This is a genomic window from Cobetia sp. 4B (genome assembly GCF_018831605.1).
Taxonomy (GTDB): Bacteria; Pseudomonadota; Gammaproteobacteria; order Pseudomonadales; family Halomonadaceae; genus Cobetia; species Cobetia amphilecti.
The window spans coordinates 3,520,458-3,538,629 of record NZ_CP059843.1 but is presented as its reverse complement, the minus strand read 5'-3'; the positions used below and the strand labels follow the sequence as shown (position 1 = coordinate 3,538,629).

Here is an 18,172-nt window from a genome sequence, read left to right as displayed (position 1 = left end):
CACCGTTCGCTGACTTCTCGAATTGATGGACTCTGGCAAGGAAACCTCTCATGCAGTTGACCCACCTGTGGCGCTATCCCCTCAAGTCCGGCGCCGCTGAGGCGCTTGAGACAGCGACGCTCGGCGAGGAAGGCCTCACCCAGGACCGCCGCTTCGTGGTGGTCGCGGCGCGCGGCAAGTTCGTCACCGCGCGCACGCATCCCCAGCTGCAGCGACTGGCCTTGCGCGAAGACGCCAGCGGCCAGTGGCGACTGTGGCATCTGGACCGCCCCGAATGCGGCAGCGTCAGCTTTGCCACCGATGACCAGGCCGAGCGTCTCGACATCCAGGTGTGGGCCGATCGGTTCACTGCCTTGAGCGTGAGCTTTGAGGCTGATGCCTGGCTGAGTGAGCAGGTCGGCATGCCGGTCAGGCTCAGCTGGTTGGGCGAGCGCTCGGAGCGCTATCGCGAGATCATCGCGCAGCGCGTCAGCGCCGCCGATGGCTTCCCGCTGTTGCTGGCCAATCAGGCTTCGTTGGCGGCGCTCAACGCCCAGACCCCGAGTGCGGACCATGGCATGGATCAGTTTCGGCCCAATCTGGTGATCAGCGGCGCCGAGGCATGGGCCGAGGATGGCTGGCAGGAAGTGCGCATCGGTGAGGCACGCTTCACGCTGGTGTCCTCCTGCACCCGCTGTGCGATGGTCAATGTCGACCCGGCGACGGGCGATAAGCGTGGCGACGGCGAGCCGCTCAAGACGCTGGCCCAGGTGCGCCGCTTCGCGGATGGCCAGGTGCACTTCGGCTACAATCTCGTCGCGCTCGATCCCTCGCGCAAGCCTACCTTGCGTGTCGGCGACGAGGTGGAAGTCACCGCCTTCAAGTGATGTCGCTGGCATCTTGCCTACAGGCCTGAACCCAAACGCCCGCCATCCTCGATGGCGGGCGTTTTCGTTGAGGGGCGCTTGGCAAGACAGTAGGCGAGGCGCTTGGCAATACGGTAGGCACGACGGTATGCAAGCTCAGCCCGGCGGCCCGAACAGGGCAGGTTGGCCATGCGCCTCGCGCCAGACATCCAGCGCCGCACGGTGCAGCTGGCTGTGACGCCATGCCAGCGCCTCGATATCGCGGTCATAGCCGCCGCCGATCACGCAGGCCACGGCGGCGCCCGCCGCGCGACAGCGCTGGATGACATGTCGCTCGCGGTGGTAGAGGCCGCTGTCGCTCAACTCGAGATGGCCGAGCCTGTCCGCGGCATGCGGGTCGACACCGGCATCGAAGATCACCAGCTGCGGGCGTACCCGCGCCAGCACCTCCTCAAGTGTACGCTCCAGTACCGCCAGATAGTCCGCATCGCCCATGCCCCTGGGCAAGGGTACATCCAGGTCACTTTGCTGCTTGCGCGCCGGGAAGTTGCTCTCGGCATGCAGTGACAGCGTGAAGACCCGCGGCTCGTCGGCGAAGATCAACGCCGTGCCATCGCCTTGATGCACATCGAGATCGACGATCAGCACGCGCTTCACGCCGTCCTCCAGCGCCTGATGCGCCGCCACGCCGATGTCGTTGAGCAGGCAATAGCCGCTGGCGGCCTCCGGGTGGGCGTGATGGGTGCCGCCCGCGGTATTGCAGGCCAGCCCGCGCTTGAGCGCTTCGCGTACGGTGGTCAGGGTGCCGCCCACGGCCAGCACGCTGCGCTCGCGCAGTGCCTCGCTCCACACGAAACCGCTGCGCCGCTGAGCCTGCGCGCTCAGGGTGCCAGTGAGAAAATCATGCACATAGCGGCGGGTATGCACGCTGAGCAGGTCGTCCTCCTCGGCGGGCTGGGGCGTCACCCAGTCGACGGCCGAGGCGCAGTCGGCCAGCTGGCGGTCGAGCAGACGCTTGAGCACGCTGAACTTGTCCATCGGGAAGGGATGCTTCTCGGGCAGCGCTATCCGATAGCCGGGATGGTGAATCAGCGCCAGCGGCGGGCAGTGGGCATCAGCGACGGGGCACAAAGTGCACCTCCTGCCCGTCAGTGGTCAGCTGGCGGATGGCGGTGGGGCGGCCATCGCTGTCCAGGTCGACCAGCCCGATGCCGCAGGCGTTCAGCAGGCGTTCGCCCTGACTGGCCGCGTCGTGACGGCGCGGCGTGACGCGCATGTTGCGCCGGCGTGTCAGCAGATTGAGCGGTGAGCGCGGGGCGTACAGCCAGCGATTGAGACGGTCGAGCACATCCAGCAGGCTGACCGGGAAGCGATTGCGGATGCCGCTGCTGGTGATCTGCCAGATGCTCGGGCTCGAACGGCGATGCTTGAGGCGCACGTCGTAGGCGAAGGAGTAGTGCACATCGCCGGACAGGATCACGAAGTTCTGCGGCGTGCGCGAGTGGCGGAAGATGTTGAGCATCACGCTGGCCGCGCCGCGATGCGCCATCCAGTTCTCGGCATCGACCATCAACGGCTTGCCCGCCAGCGTGAACAGCTTCTGGATGCTCTCGATCAGCTTGACGCCGAACATCGGCGCCGGGGACACCAGCACCACGGCCGGATGGCCGACCAGGCGTTGCTGGAGCTCGCTCAGCGCCTCCCAGTCCATCAGCCCCGAGGGATGCGAGAGCTTGCGCTCGCTGCGCCAGCGGCGGGTGCGCGTATCGGCCACGATCAGCGGCGGCGTGGTGTCGAGCTGATAATCCCAGCTCTCGCAGCGATGCAGGTGAGCGATCAACGCCTCCTGACGCTCGACATCGAAATGGCCGTCTGCGGCCTTGTCAGTGCCAGTCAGGGCATGAGTGAACAGCGCCCGGGTCTCCTCCAGCAGCTCTGCCAGTGGCTCCGGCCCGTTGCCGGCGGCCTGACACAGCAGATAGCCGGTCAGCGCATTGCCGATGATGCGGCGCGAGAAGGGGTGGCCATAGGCGGCTTCTTCCCAGGCGGCGCTGAGGTTCCAGTCATCGGTGACATCGTGGTCATCGAAGATCATCAGGCTGGGCACATTGGCCAGCAGGCGACGAACCTGACCGAGTCCGCCACAGAAGCGCCGCAGATGGCGGGCCTCGGTGGCATGGCGCTCGCGGGTGGCGTCGTCATGGCCCTCGAGCGCCGAGGGATCTTCCAGCGTGATGCCCAGCGCCTCCCACGGCACGTCAGACCACACCAGCAGGTACATGGCGATGACTTCCGACAGGCCGATCAGATGGTTGTCGGCACCGGTGGAGGTGAAGATGGGCTTGCGCTTGGCACCGAAGAAGCTGGCGGCCACACCTTCATTGGCCGGCATGTCCGGCAGCAGCTGTGGGCGATGGTAGAGGTGCGAGGGGTGCTGGCGCAGCTCGCGAGTGTCGGAGACCTCGGCCTCCATCAGCGTCTCCTCCGGCAACCCCAGCCCCGCGATCAGTTGATCGATCGCGCCCAGCATCGGCCCCGCGACATCGTCGGCGTAGATCTGATCGCCGGTGAACAGCATCACCTCCGGCCACTCGGCGACGCTGTGACGACGCTCGCTCAACCAGCGATCCAGCGCCACCAGTCCGTCGCCACCCGGGCCCTTGGGCGGCGGCGTCTCAAGGCGATCGGTCGACGCAGCGTCTTCTGCACTCTGCTGCGCCTGCTGCTCGTCGTCACTCAAGCCGTGATGCGGCTTGCGGCAGCTGCCATGCGCGACACGCGTCAGGCGTGACGGCAGTCGAAAGCGCGGCAGGCTTTCACCGGGGTAGCAGATCTGTGGCGCCCAGTCGGCGATGCCCTGCCATTCGGGCGTGTCTGTCGCTGACGCTTCCGTTGCCGTTGCCGTTGCCGTTGCCGTTGTCGCTGACGGCTCCGCCAGGCCCAGCTCGTAGGCGATGGCGCAGTCGGCGGGCAAGGGCGTGTCGGGATGCGCTTCGATCAACAGCAGCCAGGCGTGCTCCCCCAGCGGCATCGCCAGATGCTCCGTCAGCCGACAGCTCGGTGCTGTCGGCAGGCCATCCTCACCTCGCGTGGGAGGCGTCGCGTCCTGCCCCGGCAGCAGCCACACCCGCGCCTGCTGTGGGCGAGAGGTCACCAGCCACAGCATCACGCTCTCGGCGGTGACACGTCGCAATATCGGGCCTGCCAGCACGCGGGGCAGGGCAGCAGTCGGTGTGGGAGAGCCGTTGGCAGGCAGCGAAGCGGACGAAGTGGCAGACATGAAGCAGGCTCGATGGCAGGTGGAGACGGATAGCGGTCAGCTGACTATTATCAGCTGACGCTTAACAAGCAACAGCGGAACAGGCGACGAACGCCAGCCATGGGCGCAGGCGTGGGCTTGCGCGTATGAGTGGCTCCGTGCGTTGAGTGTGACAACTCGTCGTGGCGCGAGGTTCGCAGGCTCGCAAAGCATGCGCGAGCTAGCGTAAAGTTGGGCCCTTGAATGCACATGGCGTTCGCACAATAGCATGGGAAACCGGCATGAATGATCCATCGGCGAAGCGCCTCGTGAGTCCGCTGTCCAGGCCAGTCAATCGCGGGCACGGCTCGCGCAGCTCCATCTGGCGCAAGATCGCCCTGGCCGCAAGTGTGACAGCGAGCCTGGCCGCGACCTTGGCAACAAGCCTGTCAGCGAGCCTCTTCAGCCCTGCGGCCCTGGCCGCCGAGGCGCCGCTGGCGACAGGCGAGCGCCACGTGCTGGCGGCCAATGACTGCCTGCCCGCACCCAGCGGGCCGGTGGTGTTGACGGTCGAGGGCGCTGTCAGCTGTGGCAATGCCGGTTCCCTGCAGGCACCGCGGGCGCGTTTTGATCTGGCGATGCTCGAAGCCATGCCGTCGCGCGTGGTGGCCACCCACACCCCCTGGACCCAGGGACGTGTCAGCTTCTCCGGCCCGCTACTGCGCGAGCTGGTGGCGCGTGTGTCTGAAGATGCCAGGGGGCTCAAGGTGCGGGCCTTGAATGACTTCGTGGCCGAGATTCCCCTCAGCGACATCGAGGACTTCGATGTCCTGCTGGCGACGCGACGCGACGGCGAGCGCATGCCGGTGCGTGACCTCGGGCCCTTGTTCGTGCTGTATCCCTTCGATGCTCATCCGGAATTGCTCAATGAGCAGGTACGCTTTCGCAGTGTCTGGCAGGTCACCGGGCTGACGCTGGAGTGAGCGAGGGCTGGCGCCTGACCCCTCAGGCGCAAGATGACATGGAGTCATGCAGTGAATCAGTCGCCGGATGAAAGATCCCCGCTTTCAGGCACCGCTGCTGATCAGTCCCTTGCTGATCAGGGCATTGCCGCGTCGGGTGTGGGCGGAAGCGGCAATTCCCCCGCACGCTGGCCGCTGTGGCTGGGCATGGCGATCAGCATCCTGTGTCTGCTGGCCTCCATCGGCATCGGCGGCACCATCCTGCACAACCAGGTCAGTCTGGAAGACCGCACCCGCGACGACGCCGTCTGGTCGATCTACAAGCTGGATCGCGAGGCGGTCAGCCTTTCCTCCTCGATAGCGCGCTATCGCGTCGGCGGGCCAGCCGATCGTGCCAGCATCTGGAATGAGGTGCTGCAGAATTACGAGCTGCTCTACAGCCGCACCTATATCTTCCGGCGGGGGGATTTCCAGCGCCACCTGATGACCCTGCCGGCCGTGCCGCTGCTGGCCGATGAGTTGATGAGCCAGATCGAGTATCTCGATCTGCGGCTGGAAAAGTGGCGGCATGGCCCGGTGTTCGAGGGCACGGGCCCGGTGCAGGGCGCCCAGGCTGACGACGCTTCAGTAGATGACGCTGCACAGAGCTCCCAGGTGCTGGGGCCCGAGGGTCGCGAGGCGGCGGAGTTCCAGAAGCTGAGTGATGCACTGGGCGATACCACCCAGACGCTGTTGTTGCGGGTACGCGCACGCCTGGCCGAGGAGCTGGCCCACGAGCGTCAGAGCCGCGACAGCCTGGTGCAGCTGATGTTGCTGCTGCTGGCGCTGATGCTGCTGGCCACCTTGATGGTCTGCCGTCAGGTCTGGCTGCAGGCCCGCGGGCGTGAACAGGCCCGCCTGCAGATGCTGGCGATGTCGTCGGCTCTCAAGCACGAGGCGGCGCGGGCCGAACAGGCCAGTCGCGCCAAGTCCGAGTTTCTGGCCACCATGAGCCACGAGATTCGCACCCCGCTCAATGGTGTGATCGGCATGAGTGAGCTGTTGCTGGCCGAACCGCTGCAGAGCAGTGCGCATCGCTATGCCAGCAGTCTGCGCGATAGCGGCGAAGTGCTGATGGGGCTGGTGGATGATGTCCTCGACTTCTCCAAGATCGAGGCCGGCAAGCTCAGCGTCGAACGACGCCCCTTCGAACTGCACACGGCCATCGATGGCGTGATCGACCTGCTGCTGCCGCAGATGGACAGCACGCGCATCGTCTTCGATGACCGCCGCTCCGCCCAGCTGCCCGAGCAGGTCATGGGCGATTCGGTGCGTCTGCGTCAGGTGTTGCTTAATCTGCTCTCCAATGCCTTCAAGTTCACCGAGCAGGGGCGTGTCTGTCTGCTGGTCGAGGCATTGCCGGCTGGGCGCGTGCGCTTCGAGGTCGATGACACCGGCATCGGAGTCAGTGAAGAACAGGCCGCCCAGCTGTTCGAGCCCTTTACCCAGGGCGATGCCTCCACCGCGCGCCGCTTCGGCGGTACCGGACTCGGGCTTTCGATCTCGCGGCGGCTGGTCGAGTTGATGGGCGGGCGACTGGGCCTCAAGCAACGCCCGGGCAAGGGCGCCTGCTTCTGGTTCGAGCTGCCGCTGCCACGCGCCGCGGCGCTCAAGCGACCGGCCTTCACCTCCGCGCCCCTGCCGCTCAGCCGTGGCGAGCATGTCCTGGTGGTCGACGACAATCACATCAATCGCGAAGTGGCCCACTCCATGCTCAGTGGCCTGGGCTACACGGTGACGACGGTCGACAGTGGCGAGGCGGCGCTGGCGTGGTATGCGCGCCAGCGCGATACGGTGCTGGTGCTGCTCGACCTGCGCATGCCGGGACTGGATGGCTTTGCGGTGGCGCGGCGTTGGCGCGCCATGGAGCACAGTGACAGGCGTGCGCCGAGCCTTATCGTCGCGATGACGGCCAATGTGGCGGCGGGGGAGCGTGCGCGCTGCCTCTCGGCGGGCATGAACGACTTCCTGTCCAAGCCGATCCGGCGTCAGCAGCTCGCCAGCATGCTGGCGCGCTGGCAGTCGGGCAGCCAGGACCTCGGCGAATGGCGCGTCAATGCCCTCGCCAGCACCCAGCCCTTCGACCCGATCAGCTATTCCCCTACCACCGAGCGACCGCCCCACTTCGAGGCACCGCCGGTAACCGGTGAGGCACTCGCGCGTGCGGCGTCATTGGTGGCATCACTCGATTCCCCCGCTGCGCGGCGTCGCATGATCCATGAGGCCCAGGCGCGTGCCACTGAGGGCGAGGCTGAAGCTGAGACTGAAGCTGAAGCAGACAAGGTCAGTGAGCCGTCGGCGGCTGATCGCGTTGAGCGGCGTGAGTATGCGGGCGAGGACGAGAGCGAACGGGAAGGGGCAGATGGGGGGCACACGCGCATGAACACAGGGGAGGCGTGGACATCTGGCGGCTCAGCGGCGGAGCTTGCACAGGCCGCGACGCCTGCGCTGCGGGATGAGCTGGATGCCGACAGCATCGCGGCCCTCGAGGCGGCCTTCGAGGAGCAGCTAGAACAGCAGTCCCAGCGCCTGTCGCGGGCGGTGGATCATATGGACCTGAAGCAGCTGCAGCATGAAGCCCATCTGCTCAAGGGCAGCGCCGCCACCCTGGATCATGACCTGCTGCGTGATGCCGCCCTGCAGCTGGAGCTGCTGCTGGCATCCGACACGCCGCGCACCCGCATCGAGGCCGCGGTGGCGGCGCTGCTGGCCGAGATTCGTGATCACCGCATCGCCCACGATGCCGGTCAAGCCTGGCGCTAGCACAGCCTGGCGCCAGCACAGTTTGGCTTCAGCAAAGCCGCCTTCGGACAGGCACATCACCTCAGACATCACCTCAGTGCTGGCGGCGGCGCAGTTCGCGTTCCACCAGCGTCACGCCGGGCGTGGTCTGGCCCTGAATGCCCTGCAGCGCCAGCGTCAGCGTCGCATCGGCGATCTGCTGGTGACGCTGGGGCAGTGAATGGATCGGCAGCGGCAGGAAGTCGAGCAGGCGGTCGTCGCCGAAGCTGGCCATCGCCTTGGGCGGATTGGCCGGCGGCCCCTCGGCGAACAGCACATCGAGCACGCCATCCATCAGGGTGTAGGAAGCGGTGACGATGGCGTCCGGCAGCGGTGAATGGCGGAGATGCTCGGTCAACGCCGCCGCGCCGGCCTCGCGCTCGTAACGCGCGGCATGCAGGGTGGTGGCCTCAAGCTCGCTGCTGCCGGTGCGCTGCTGATAGTGCGTCAGCGCCGCCTGCATGCCGCTGGCGCGCGCCTGCGTGATATCGATCTCCGGCAAGGCATCCAGCCACAGCAGTCGCTGCGGCGCGTGTTCCAGCACGGCTTCGGTCAGCTGGCGGGCGGCATCTTCATTGTTGCTGACCACGCTGGCGAAGTGGCGCGTATCCAGCGCGCGATCGACACCGATGACCGGGAAGCCATCCAGCGCCAGTTCGCGGTAGAAGGGGTCATCGGGGGACAGGCAGCTGGCGGTGATCAGCGCATCGACCCGCCGCGCCTTGAGCATGCGTGCCAGCTCGCGCTCGGTTTCCGGCTCATCGTCGGAGCAGACGATGAACAGCTGATAGTCGCGCTCACGCGCCCCGCGCTCCAGCAACTTGGCCAGGCGGGCATAACTGGCGTTCTCCAGGTCCGGCAGCATGAAGCCCAGCGTGCGGCTTTCACCACGCCTCAGCGCGGCTGCCTGGGCATCGATCCGATAGTGATGACGTTGTACCACCGCCATGACGCGCTCGACCGTCTGGGGGCTGATACGTCGTGCCTGTGCCTGCCCATTGACCACATAACTGGCGGTGGTGCGTGAAACGCCTGCAAGACGCGCGATTTCTGCCAGGGTCATGCCACTGTCCTTGCTGGAAAGGGGGAACGGGATCTGCGTGCTCCATGTGCGAGGAATGATGCGCACTTGTTGGCTCGGGTGCAAATCCTCTCTGCGCCGGGCACGCTCCGCTAGACGCCTCTCGAGCCCGCGCCACAGGCGGCTCTACGCCCAATGTCTAGTCACCAGAAGCACGTTTTCGGTTTGTGTTCGCTTGATCGGGCGCAAGAAAACGGCCAGCATGAGCTCTATTGAGGTGACACGATTCAGCATGCTCGTCATCAAGCCATGACGCCGCTACCCTGTCGGAACTCGCCAAGTGACGTGTCGCGGCAGCTGAAATACACGCTTGCAGCGCACCGCCAACATCCAGGCTCCTCACCAGAAGGGAGCCTCAAGGAGCCAGCCATGCTCAGTCTTGATCGCGAGGACATCCTTCTCGCCGCCCATGCCAGTGACTGGCGCGATGCCTTGCAACAGGCCGCCGATGCCCTGGTCGCCGGTGGGCGCGCCACGCCCGACTACCGTGAGGGCCTGCTGGCGCGCGAAGCCCAGTCTTCCACCTACCTGGGGCAGGGGATCGCGATTCCCCACGGCACGCCGGACAGCCGCGAGGCCGTATTGGCCACCGGGGTGCGTGTCCTGCAGTTTCCGCAGGGCGTGGAGTGGCACGACGGCAATCGCGTCTTCCTGCTGGTGACCATCGCGGCACAGTCCGATGAGCATCTCGACATCCTGCGCGCGCTGACGCGTGTGCTCGATCGCGATGGCGTCAGTGAGCGCCTGGCCTCGGCGACCACCGCCGAGGAAGTGCTGAGCGAGCTGGGCCGCGAGGTGGTGCCGCCGCGCCTGGATGCCGAGACGCTGCTGTGCGGCTTCCCCGCGCGTGATCGTGACGAGCTGGTGCTGGCGGGGGCCGCGCGCCTGCGTCAGGCCGGCTGTGTCAGTGATGGCTTCATCTCGGCCATGCTCGCCGCCCAACCGGTGGCGCTGGGGCAGGGCGTGTGGCTGGCGCAGTCGCAGCAGGATGTCACCCGCTCGGCGCTGGCCATCGTCACGCCGGAGAAGGCACTGGAAACGCGCCACGGACGCATCACTGCGCTGGCCTGCCTGGCAGTCGATGCTCAGCAGGGCCAGCATCAGCCGTTGCTGGAGCGCCTGCTGACGCTGTTGGAAGAGGGCGCGGGCGAAAGCCTGCCGGGGCTGTCGGCCAGCGCCCTGCTGGCGCGGCTGTCGGGGGAGTCCGCCACGGCGCAGCTGGCCCAGGTAGTGTTGCTCAACGCCCACGGCCTGCATGCGCGTCCGGCCAAGCAGCTGGTACAGGCGGCGCGCGAAGCCGGCGAGCAGCATGGCGTCATTCCGGCGTTGCGACTGGAAGGCGATGACAGCGGTGTGGTCAGTGCCGCCAGTCTGACCAAGGTATTGGGGCTGGGCGCACGCCGCGGCCAGACGTTGATTTTCAGCGCCTCCGGAGATGACTCGGCGGCCAATCAGGCGGCACTGAGCATGATGGTGAGCGCGGTGCAGGCCGGTCTCGGCGAGGCGGTGGAGCCGCTGGCCGATTGGCGCGCCGACGCCGCCACGCCGCTGGAGGCCAGCGAGCAGCAAGCCTCCCGCGACACCCAGCAGGCTGCTCCCGCCGCCGACAGCGTGGTGCCTGCGGTGGCCGCCTCGCCGGGCATGGCCATCGCGCCGTGCTGGGTGATGCGCCTGCCGCGCTTCGTCTACGAGACACGCAGCGATGCCGGCGCCGATCGTGAGGCTGAGCGCCTGGTGGCCAGTATCCAGACCGCGCGCGAGCAGTTGCTGGCGCTGGTCAATCGCGCCGAAGGCGCCGAGATGGCCGAGATTCTCTCGATGCATGAGGAGATGCTCGGCGATCCGGAGCTGTTCGCCGCGGCGCGCGAAAGCCTCGATGAAGGCCACAGCGCCGAAGCGGCGTGGTGGTCGGCCATCGACAGCGCCGCCAGCGCCCAGGAGAACCTCGCCGATCGCCTGCTGGCCGAACGCGCCGCCGACCTGCGCGATGTCGGGCGGCGGGTGCTCGGCGTGCTGACCGATACGCCGCTGCCCAGCGCCCCCGAGACACCGCATGTGCTGGTGACCGAGGACATCGGCCCGTCGGATGTGGCACGTCTGGATACCACTCGCGTGCGTGGCCTGGTCACGGCGCTGGGTGGGGCGACCTCGCACAGCGCGATTCTGGCGCGCTCGCTGGGCATTCCGGCGGTGGTCGGGGCTGGCCCGAGCGTGCTGGCGATCGCCGATGGCAGCGAGCTGATCGTCGATGGTGAACGGGGACGCGTCAGCGTGATGCCCTCGGCCAGTCGCCGTGCGCGTGCCGAAGAGGCGATCGCCGGCCATGAGCAGCGTCAGGCCGCCGCCTGGGAGTCGCGCATGGCACCCGCCACGACCCTGGATGGCCATCATGTCGAGGTGGTCGCCAATCTGGGCAACACCGCCCATGCCGGCGACGCCGTCGAGCGCGGTGCCGAGGGCGTCGGCCTGCTGCGTACCGAATTCGTGTTCATGGCGCACCCGCAGGCGCCGGATCTTGCCACCCAGACCGCCCAGTACGGCGAGGCGCTGGATGCGCTCGAGGGGCGGCCGCTGGTGGCACGCACGCTGGACGTCGGCGGCGACAAGCCGCTGCCGTACTGGCCGCTGCCGCGTGAGGACAACCCCTTCCTCGGCCTGCGCGGCATTCGCCTCGCCCTGACGCGCCCGGAAGTGCTCGAGACCCAGGTGCGGGCGCTGCTGACGGCCGCCGGTGCGCGGCCGATTCGCCTGATGTTCCCGATGGTCAAGGACCTGGCCGAACTGCGCGGCGCGCGTGCCATCGTCGATCGCGTGCGTGGTGAGCTGGACGCCGCCTACGCGGCCGAACATGGCCAGCCGCCGGTGCGCGACGTGCAGGTCGGCGTGATGATCGAGATCCCCTCGGCGGCGCTGACTGCTGCCAGCATCGCGCCGGAAGTCGACTTCTTCTCGGTGGGCACCAATGACCTGACCCAGTACACCCTGGCGATCGATCGTGGCCATGCGACGCTCTCGGCGCAGGCCGATGGCCTGCATCCGGCGGTGTTGCGCCTGATCGAGATGACCGTCAGTGCCGCCCACGCCCACGGTGCCTGGGTCGGCGTCTGCGGTGAGCTGGCCAGTGATGACCAGGCCGTCGGCGTGCTGGTCGGGCTGGGCGTGGATGAGCTGTCGGTGTCCAGCCGCCAGATTCCGCTGGTCAAGGCGCGGGTGCGCGAGCTGGACCTGGCCACGGCGCGTGAGCAGGCGCGGGTCGCGTTGGCCCAGCCGACCTCGGAAGACGTGCGCAGTGCTCTGGAAGCGCTGCTCGAGCAAGGCGAGCCTTCGGTTGCCGAGGTCACCTCAGGCGCTGCGGACAGTCATGCGGACGGTGATGCGGACAGTAATGCGGCCAGTAATCCGGACAGTAGTGCGGCCAGTAATCCGGACAGTAATGGATATAGCCCGCGGGAGTCAGTGTGATGAGTGACAACACGACGCGTCAGGCCGCCGACTGCCCGGTTTTGTGCGTGACGCTCAACCCGGCGCTGGACATGACCATCGGCCTCGACAGCCTGGTGCCGGGCAAGGTCAACCGGGCGCGCAGCCACCATCTCGAGGCGGCGGGCAAGGGCATCAACGTCGCCCGTGTGCTGGCGACACTGGGCCATCCGGTGACGCTGAGCGGCTTTCTGGGCGCCGACAACCAGGCCGACTTCGAGGCCGCCTTCGCCGAGTGGGGGCTGAGTGATGCCTTCGAACGCGTCGCGGGCGCGACCCGCATCAACGTCAAGCTCGGGGAGGCCAGTGGCCGTGTCACCGATATCAACGGTGCGGGCATGCAGGTCGATGAGGCTGCCTTCACGCGGCTTGAGGCGCGCATCGATGAGTGGATCGATCGTCAGCAGGCCGAGGGCAGCCCGGAGCGCTGTGCCGTCGTCATCGCCGGCAGCCTGCCGCCGGGCGTCAGCAGCGAGCAGCTGGCAAGCCTGGTGCAGCGGGTGCGTGCCCGCCGCATTGCCTGCTGGCTGGACACCAGCGGCACGGCACTCGAAGCCGGTCTGGCGGTGCCGCCCAGCGGCGTGAAGCCCAATGAGCAGGAACTGGCGCTATGGGCGGGTGAGCCGCTGGAGAGCGACGCCGCCCGTCAGCGCGCGCTGGCGAGTCTGGTCGAGCACGGCATCGAGCAGGCGCTGATCTCTGCCGGTCCGGAAGGCGTGCTGTGGGCAAGCCCCGGCGCCGAGACACTGCGGGCACGCCCGCCGCGCATGCGAGTGGTCAGTACCGTATGTGCCGGTGATACCCTGCTGGCCGCCATGCTGCATGGGGTGCTCTGCCATCCGACACCCACGGCTGCCATGCGTGAACAAATTCTGCGTCATGCCACGGCGCTTTCCGCCGAGGCCGTGACTCACCCGGGGCCGGGCAATCCCGCCGCCCCGGAGCTTGAAACCCTCCAACAACACACCAGCATCGAGACATTGGCCAGTGCCGAGGTCGCGACAGCCGGAGAGCCACGCCCATGAATGTCATCATCGTTACCGCCTGCCCGAGTGGCATGGCGACCAGCTTCCTGGCGGCGCGCCGCCTGGAGCAGGCCGCCCGTCGTCGCGACTGGGAGCCCCTTATCGACATGCGCTCGCAATTCGAGCGTGAACTCGTGTTGAGCGATGCCCAGCTCGCCGCCGCCGAACTGGTGATCGTCGCGGCGTCGCCGATGGCCAGCGCCGGTCTCGACCGTTTCGTCGGCAAGCGCGTGCATGTCGCGCCCATCGAAGAGGCGCTGCCGGACCCCGCTGCCTTCCTGGCCAATGCCGAGGCCCGCGCCCGCGTGCTGGAAGCCAAGGACATCGCCGACGTGGCTGCGACTGTCAGCACGACGGCCAGCGGCGCAGCAAGCGCAGCCGGTGGAGACGTGGCGCACAAGCCGTCCATCGTCGCGGTCACCGCCTGCCCGACCGGCGTGGCGCATACCTTCATGGCCGCCGAGGCCCTGAGCGAGGCAGGGCGAGCGCTGGGCTACCCGACGCGGGTCGAGACCCAGGGCTCGGTGGGCGCGCAGGATGCGCTGACCGAGCAGGAGATCGCCGCGGCCGAGGTGGTGATCCTGGCCTGTGATATCGAGGTCGACCCGACGCGCTTCGCTGGCAAGCGGGTCTGGCGGACCTCCACCGGCACCGCGCTCAAGAAGCCGCGCGATACCATCGAGCAGGCACTGGAAGGCGCCGAGGTGGAATCCGCCACCGCCGCGGGCGGTCAGGGCAGCCAGCAGAAGGGCGAGAAGCGCGGTCCCTACAAGCACCTGCTGACCGGCGTGTCCTTCATGCTGCCGATGGTGGTGGCGGGCGGCCTGATGATCGCGCTGTCCTTCGTGTTCGGCATCAAGGCCTTCGAGGAAGAAGGCACTCTGGCGGCGGCGCTGATGCAGATCGGCGGCGGTTCGGCCTTCAAGCTGATGATTCCGGTGCTGGCGGGCTATATCGCCTACTCCATCGCCGACCGCCCGGGCATCACGCCGGGCATGATCGGCGGCTGGCTGGCCGCCACTCTGGACGCCGGCTTCCTCGGCGGCATCATCGCCGGCTTCCTGGCGGGCTACAGCGCGCTGGGGCTGAGCCGTTTCGTCAAGCTGCCGCAGTCGATCGAATCGCTCAAGCCGATCCTGATTATCCCGCTGGTGGCGAGCATGGTCACCGGTCTGGTGATGATCTACGTGGTCGGCACGCCGGTGGCGGGGCTGATGGCGACGCTGACCGAATTCCTCGAATCGATGGGCTCGGCCAATGCCGTGCTGCTGGGCATTCTGCTCGGCGCGATGATGTGCTTCGACCTCGGTGGCCCGGTCAACAAGGCCGCCTATGCCTTCGGTGTCGGCCTGCTGGCCAGCGAGACCTATGCGCCGATGGCGGCCATCATGGCCGCTGGCATGGTGCCGGCGCTGGGCATGGGGCTGGCCAGCTTCATCGCGCGTAGCAAGTTCGCCGAGCCGGAGCGTGAGGCGGGCAAGGCCAGCTTCATTCTCGGCCTGTGCTTCATCTCCGAGGGTGCGATTCCTTTCGCCGCCAAGGACCCGCTGCGCGTGATTCCGGCCTGCATGGTCGGCGGTGCCGTCACCGGTGCACTGTCGATGCTGATAGGCGCCAAGCTGCTGGCGCCGCACGGCGGGCTGTTCGTGCTGCTGATTCCCAATGCCATCAACGTGCCGCTGATGTACCTGGGCGCTATCGTCGCCGGCACCCTGGTGACGGGCATTGGCTATGCGCTGATCAAGAAGGGCGCACAGCAGGTCGAGACCGCTGCCGCGACCTGAGCCGCAGGCAAGGACGCAAGCCGCAAACGCACAAGGCAAGACGCAAAAAGCCCCCGCCGGTCTCCCGGCGGGGGCTTTTGCATTGCAGGCCGAGCGCAGGCGCTCAGCGACGGCTCAGTCCAGCTTCGGTCAGTTCAGTTCTGATCAGTCCAACTTTGATCAGTCCAGTTCTGACTTGCCGATCACGCCCGGCATCGCCGGGGCTTCGTTGACCGTATCGTGGCGCACGAAGGCCAGATGCTGCTGGTAGGCGGTGACGACTTCGTCGAGCACCTGGGCACGCGACAGGCCGTTGAGCTCCTGACCGCTGCCACCTTCGGAGAGGTGCACTTCCAGACGCAGGTAGAAGTCATCATTGGCGTCGATGAAGCTCGGCGTCTGCTGGCGCACCGCACGCACCTGGTAGACGAAGTTGGAGGCGTCCTCGAACTCGACTTCCAGCGTCACGCGCGGCAGCGGCTCATCTTCCAGCGTCTCTTCGGTGACGCTCGAGACCTGACCGCGACGATTGAGCTCCTCGGCCAGCTGGTTGAGGGCCGGACGGATGGAGCGCTTGAGAGTCGCCTCGGAACTGCCGCTCTGGGCGAAGTCGAGCACGTGGTCCAGACGCTCATGCCAGTCGACGCCTTCGTAGACGCAGCTGTTGTCCTGACGCACGTTCTCCTTGCGGTCCTCGATCATCAGCGCCTTGTACATGCCGATCATCATGAAGATCAGCACGATGGAGAAGGGCACGGCGGTGATCACCACGGCGCTCTGCAGTGCGCTCAGTCCCCCGACCATCAACAGTGCCAGCGTCAGCAGGCCGATGATGGCGGACCAGAAGATGCGCAGCCAGATCGGCGCATCGTGGTTCACGTCCTTGAGGATGGAGGTGAAGTTGGCCAGTACCAGGGCGCCGGAGTCGGCGGAGGTCACGAAGAACACGATACCCAAAATCGCCACCACGGCGGTGGTGATGGTGGAGTAGGGCAGCTGCTCCAGGAAGGTGTAGATGGTGTTTTGCGGTGCGTTCAGGGCTTCGGTGGCCAGTGCCGCGACGTCCTGATTGGCGACCATGTCGATGGCGGAATTACCGAACACGCTCATCCACACCATCATGAAGCTCAGCGGAATCAGCAGCGCGCCGAACACGAACTGACGGATGGTACGACCACGCGAGATACGCGCCAGGAACAGGCCGACGAACGGGGTCCAGGCGATCCACCAGCCCCAGAAGAATAGCGTCCAGCCGCTCATCCACTCATCGGTACCCGGGGTGTAGGCGTAGGTATCGAAGCTCTTGGCGGTGAACTGGGTGATGTAGTCACCGACGTTGAGCACCAGGGCGTTGAGCAGCTGCGAGGTGTCGCTGACGGCGAGCACGAAGATCAGCAGCGCGGTGGCCAGCAGCATGTTGAACTCGGACAGCATGCGGATGCCTTTCTCGACACCGGTGATCACGGAAATGGTCGCCAGTACCATCACGCCGATGATCAGCGCGGCCTGGACGGCGAGGTTCTCGGGCACGCCGAGCATGAACTTGAGGCCGTAATTCAGCTGGATGACGCCGATGCCCAGCGAGGTGGCGATGCCGAACACGGTGGAGATGATCGCGAAGATGTCCACGGCGTTGCCGATCGGGCCATTGATGCGGTTGCCGAGCAGCGGGTAGAAGGCCGAGCGGATCGCCAGCGGCAGGCGGTGGCGGTAGCTGAAGTAGGCCAGCGACATGCCGGCGAGCACGTAGATGCCCCAGCCGGAGAGGCCCCAGTGGAAGAAGGTTTCCACCATGGCGTTGCGGATTGCCGCCTGGGTCTGCGGGTCACCGGTCACCGGCGCCACGTAGTGGGACAGCGGTTCGGCGATGCAGTAGAACAGGATGTCGATGCCGATGCCGGCCGCGAACAGCATCGCCGACCAGGACAGCAGCGAGAATTCCGGGCGTGAATCGTCCGGCCCGAGGCGAATGCGCCCGAAACGCGAGCAGGCGATCAGCACCCCGAAGACCAGATAGGCGACGATGGCCAGCATGTAGAACCAGCCGAAGGTGTCGATGGTCCAGCCCAGGGCGCTGCCGATCCAGGCGTCGGCCTGTTCGGTGAACAGCATCGCGAAGGCCAGGAAGGCGAGGATACCGATGATCGATCCGTAGAAGACCGTCGGGTTGATACGACTCGAGGACGGCGTGGCGTTCTCGGCGGAAGCAGGTTTCTGCATGAGCAACTCCTTATCAGGGGAAGTTTCACTCGTGCGTGGTGCTTAGCTGCCCGTCAGCCGCAGAAATTGCGGGTGGCGTGCAGGAAAAGACGGACACGAACGGCACGGGCCGTGCTCAGCTCACGCGCGGGGCGGAACTTGCAGCAGCGGCAGTGTCGACTGCCGTGGCGACGCGATTGCAGGGGCATCGCTGGGCAGCAAGCAAGAAATGCCGATGGGCAATTCATGAGAGACGCCGGGCGCGCACCGTGGTGCTGTGGTGCGGCCCCTTTCCTGCAGGCCAGATTGGCCGCAGAAGAACGATGGCGGGTCGAGCGCTGGGAAACGCCTGGCCTTCATCGCGCTGCTCTCATCACTTCGAACGTCTACTCGGCGTCCCTGGACGTCACCCGACCTTCTCGCGAAGGGCGGGTCACTCCGGTGTCTGCTCGCGAGTCCGTGGCGGTCGCCATCGCTTGCTCCCTTGAAGTTGCCGGGATGGCAGGCGTCAGTCTCGTCGGCATCTGCCGGGTCCGCTTTCCTGTGACGGTTGCAGGCATCCCGTCTTGCTGCCGCCGGTCGAGATCGGCAGCGGAGGGGAGCTCAGCAGTCAGGAAAACGCGACTCACATCATCACGCCGTGTAATGCTCAAAGCCTTGCAGAATTATTTTAATTGATTGTTCAATAAAAATATAACCCCCCTTTGGGGAAAAAGGCAGTGCAACTGTCGCTTTCGCTTATCCTCGTGTCGCGATCAC

At 66.7% G+C, this 18,172-nt stretch carries 10 protein-coding genes; 6 read left to right on the top strand and 4 right to left on the bottom strand.

Annotated elements, in window-relative coordinates; translation table 11 throughout:
* Positions 1 to 50 precede the first annotated feature (50 nt).
* On the top strand, positions 51 to 866 hold the full coding sequence (locus H2O77_RS14575; RefSeq protein WP_215823408.1) for an MOSC N-terminal beta barrel domain-containing protein: 816 nt from the start codon (positions 51 to 53) through the stop codon (positions 864 to 866).
* A 135-nt stretch (positions 867 to 1,001) separates the two neighbouring features.
* Here H2O77_RS14575 and H2O77_RS14570 read toward each other — a convergent pair whose 3' ends face one another.
* Positions 1,002 to 1,976: a histone deacetylase gene (locus H2O77_RS14570; protein ID WP_240548628.1), complete on the bottom strand. Its 975-nt coding sequence runs from the start codon at positions 1,974 to 1,976 to the stop codon at positions 1,002 to 1,004.
* The gene (locus H2O77_RS14565; protein ID WP_215823407.1) at positions 1,960 to 4,125 is read right to left on the bottom strand and encodes an alkaline phosphatase D family protein; all 2,166 of its coding nucleotides are present in this window, start codon (positions 4,123 to 4,125) and stop codon (positions 1,960 to 1,962) included. Before H2O77_RS14565 ends, H2O77_RS14570 begins: the two co-directional genes overlap by 17 nt.
* Before the next feature lie 260 nt (positions 4,126 to 4,385).
* Between H2O77_RS14565 and H2O77_RS14560 the strand changes: the two genes are divergently transcribed.
* Positions 4,386 to 5,066, top strand: a complete 681-nt coding sequence (locus tag H2O77_RS14560) for an oxidoreductase (RefSeq protein ID WP_240548627.1) — start codon at positions 4,386 to 4,388, stop codon at positions 5,064 to 5,066.
* A 51-nt stretch (positions 5,067 to 5,117) separates the two neighbouring features.
* The gene (locus H2O77_RS14555) at positions 5,118 to 7,847 is read left to right on the top strand and encodes a sensor histidine kinase (RefSeq protein WP_215823406.1); all 2,730 of its coding nucleotides are present in this window, start codon (positions 5,118 to 5,120) and stop codon (positions 7,845 to 7,847) included.
* Between the two features lie 73 nt (positions 7,848 to 7,920).
* Here the strand turns inward: H2O77_RS14555 and cra are convergent, their stop codons facing one another.
* Positions 7,921 to 8,928: a catabolite repressor/activator gene (gene cra / locus H2O77_RS14550; protein ID WP_215823405.1), complete on the bottom strand. Its 1,008-nt coding sequence runs from the start codon at positions 8,926 to 8,928 to the stop codon at positions 7,921 to 7,923.
* A gap of 387 nt (positions 8,929 to 9,315) precedes the next feature.
* Between cra and ptsP the strand changes: the two genes are divergently transcribed.
* From ptsP to H2O77_RS14535, 3 genes are read left to right on the top strand one after another with little or no spacing between them, the layout of a single operon-like run.
* Positions 9,316 to 12,408, top strand: coding sequence for a phosphoenolpyruvate--protein phosphotransferase (gene ptsP, locus H2O77_RS14545; protein WP_215823404.1), 3,093 nt, complete (start codon positions 9,316 to 9,318; stop codon positions 12,406 to 12,408).
* Complete coding sequence (locus H2O77_RS14540) at positions 12,408 to 13,451, top strand: 1-phosphofructokinase family hexose kinase (protein WP_215823403.1); 1,044 nt, start codon at positions 12,408 to 12,410, stop codon at positions 13,449 to 13,451. The genes ptsP and H2O77_RS14540 overlap by 1 nt, the downstream gene beginning before the upstream one ends.
* Positions 13,448 to 15,235: a PTS fructose-like transporter subunit IIB gene (locus H2O77_RS14535; protein WP_215823402.1), complete on the top strand. Its 1,788-nt coding sequence runs from the start codon at positions 13,448 to 13,450 to the stop codon at positions 15,233 to 15,235. The genes H2O77_RS14540 and H2O77_RS14535 overlap by 4 nt, the downstream gene beginning before the upstream one ends.
* Before the next feature lie 159 nt (positions 15,236 to 15,394).
* On the opposite strand, the gene betT is transcribed toward H2O77_RS14535, so the two are convergent.
* Positions 15,395 to 17,434: a choline BCCT transporter BetT gene (betT, locus tag H2O77_RS14530; protein WP_043334330.1), complete on the bottom strand. Its 2,040-nt coding sequence runs from the start codon at positions 17,432 to 17,434 to the stop codon at positions 15,395 to 15,397.
* Positions 17,435 to 18,172: the final 738 nt, after the last annotated feature.

What these genes read in the sequence shown, in the direction of transcription:
- H2O77_RS14560 (WP_240548627.1), top strand. Translation starts at nt 4,386, where the DNA reads ATGAATGATCCATCGGCGAAGCGCCTCGTGAGTCCGCTGTCCAGGCCA.
- ptsP (WP_215823404.1), top strand. Translation starts at nt 9,316, where the DNA reads ATGCTCAGTCTTGATCGCGAGGACATCCTTCTCGCCGCCCATGCCAGT.
- betT (WP_043334330.1), bottom strand. Translation starts at nt 17,434, where the DNA reads ATGCAGAAACCTGCTTCCGCCGAGAACGCCACGCCGTCCTCGAGTCGT.
- H2O77_RS14540 (WP_215823403.1), top strand. Translation starts at nt 12,408, where the DNA reads ATGAGTGACAACACGACGCGTCAGGCCGCCGACTGCCCGGTTTTGTGC.
- H2O77_RS14565 (WP_215823407.1), bottom strand. Translation starts at nt 4,125, where the DNA reads ATGTCTGCCACTTCGTCCGCTTCGCTGCCTGCCAACGGCTCTCCCACA.
- cra (WP_215823405.1), bottom strand. Translation starts at nt 8,928, where the DNA reads ATGACCCTGGCAGAAATCGCGCGTCTTGCAGGCGTTTCACGCACCACC.
- H2O77_RS14575 (WP_215823408.1), top strand. Translation starts at nt 51, where the DNA reads ATGCAGTTGACCCACCTGTGGCGCTATCCCCTCAAGTCCGGCGCCGCT.
- H2O77_RS14535 (WP_215823402.1), top strand. Translation starts at nt 13,448, where the DNA reads ATGAATGTCATCATCGTTACCGCCTGCCCGAGTGGCATGGCGACCAGC.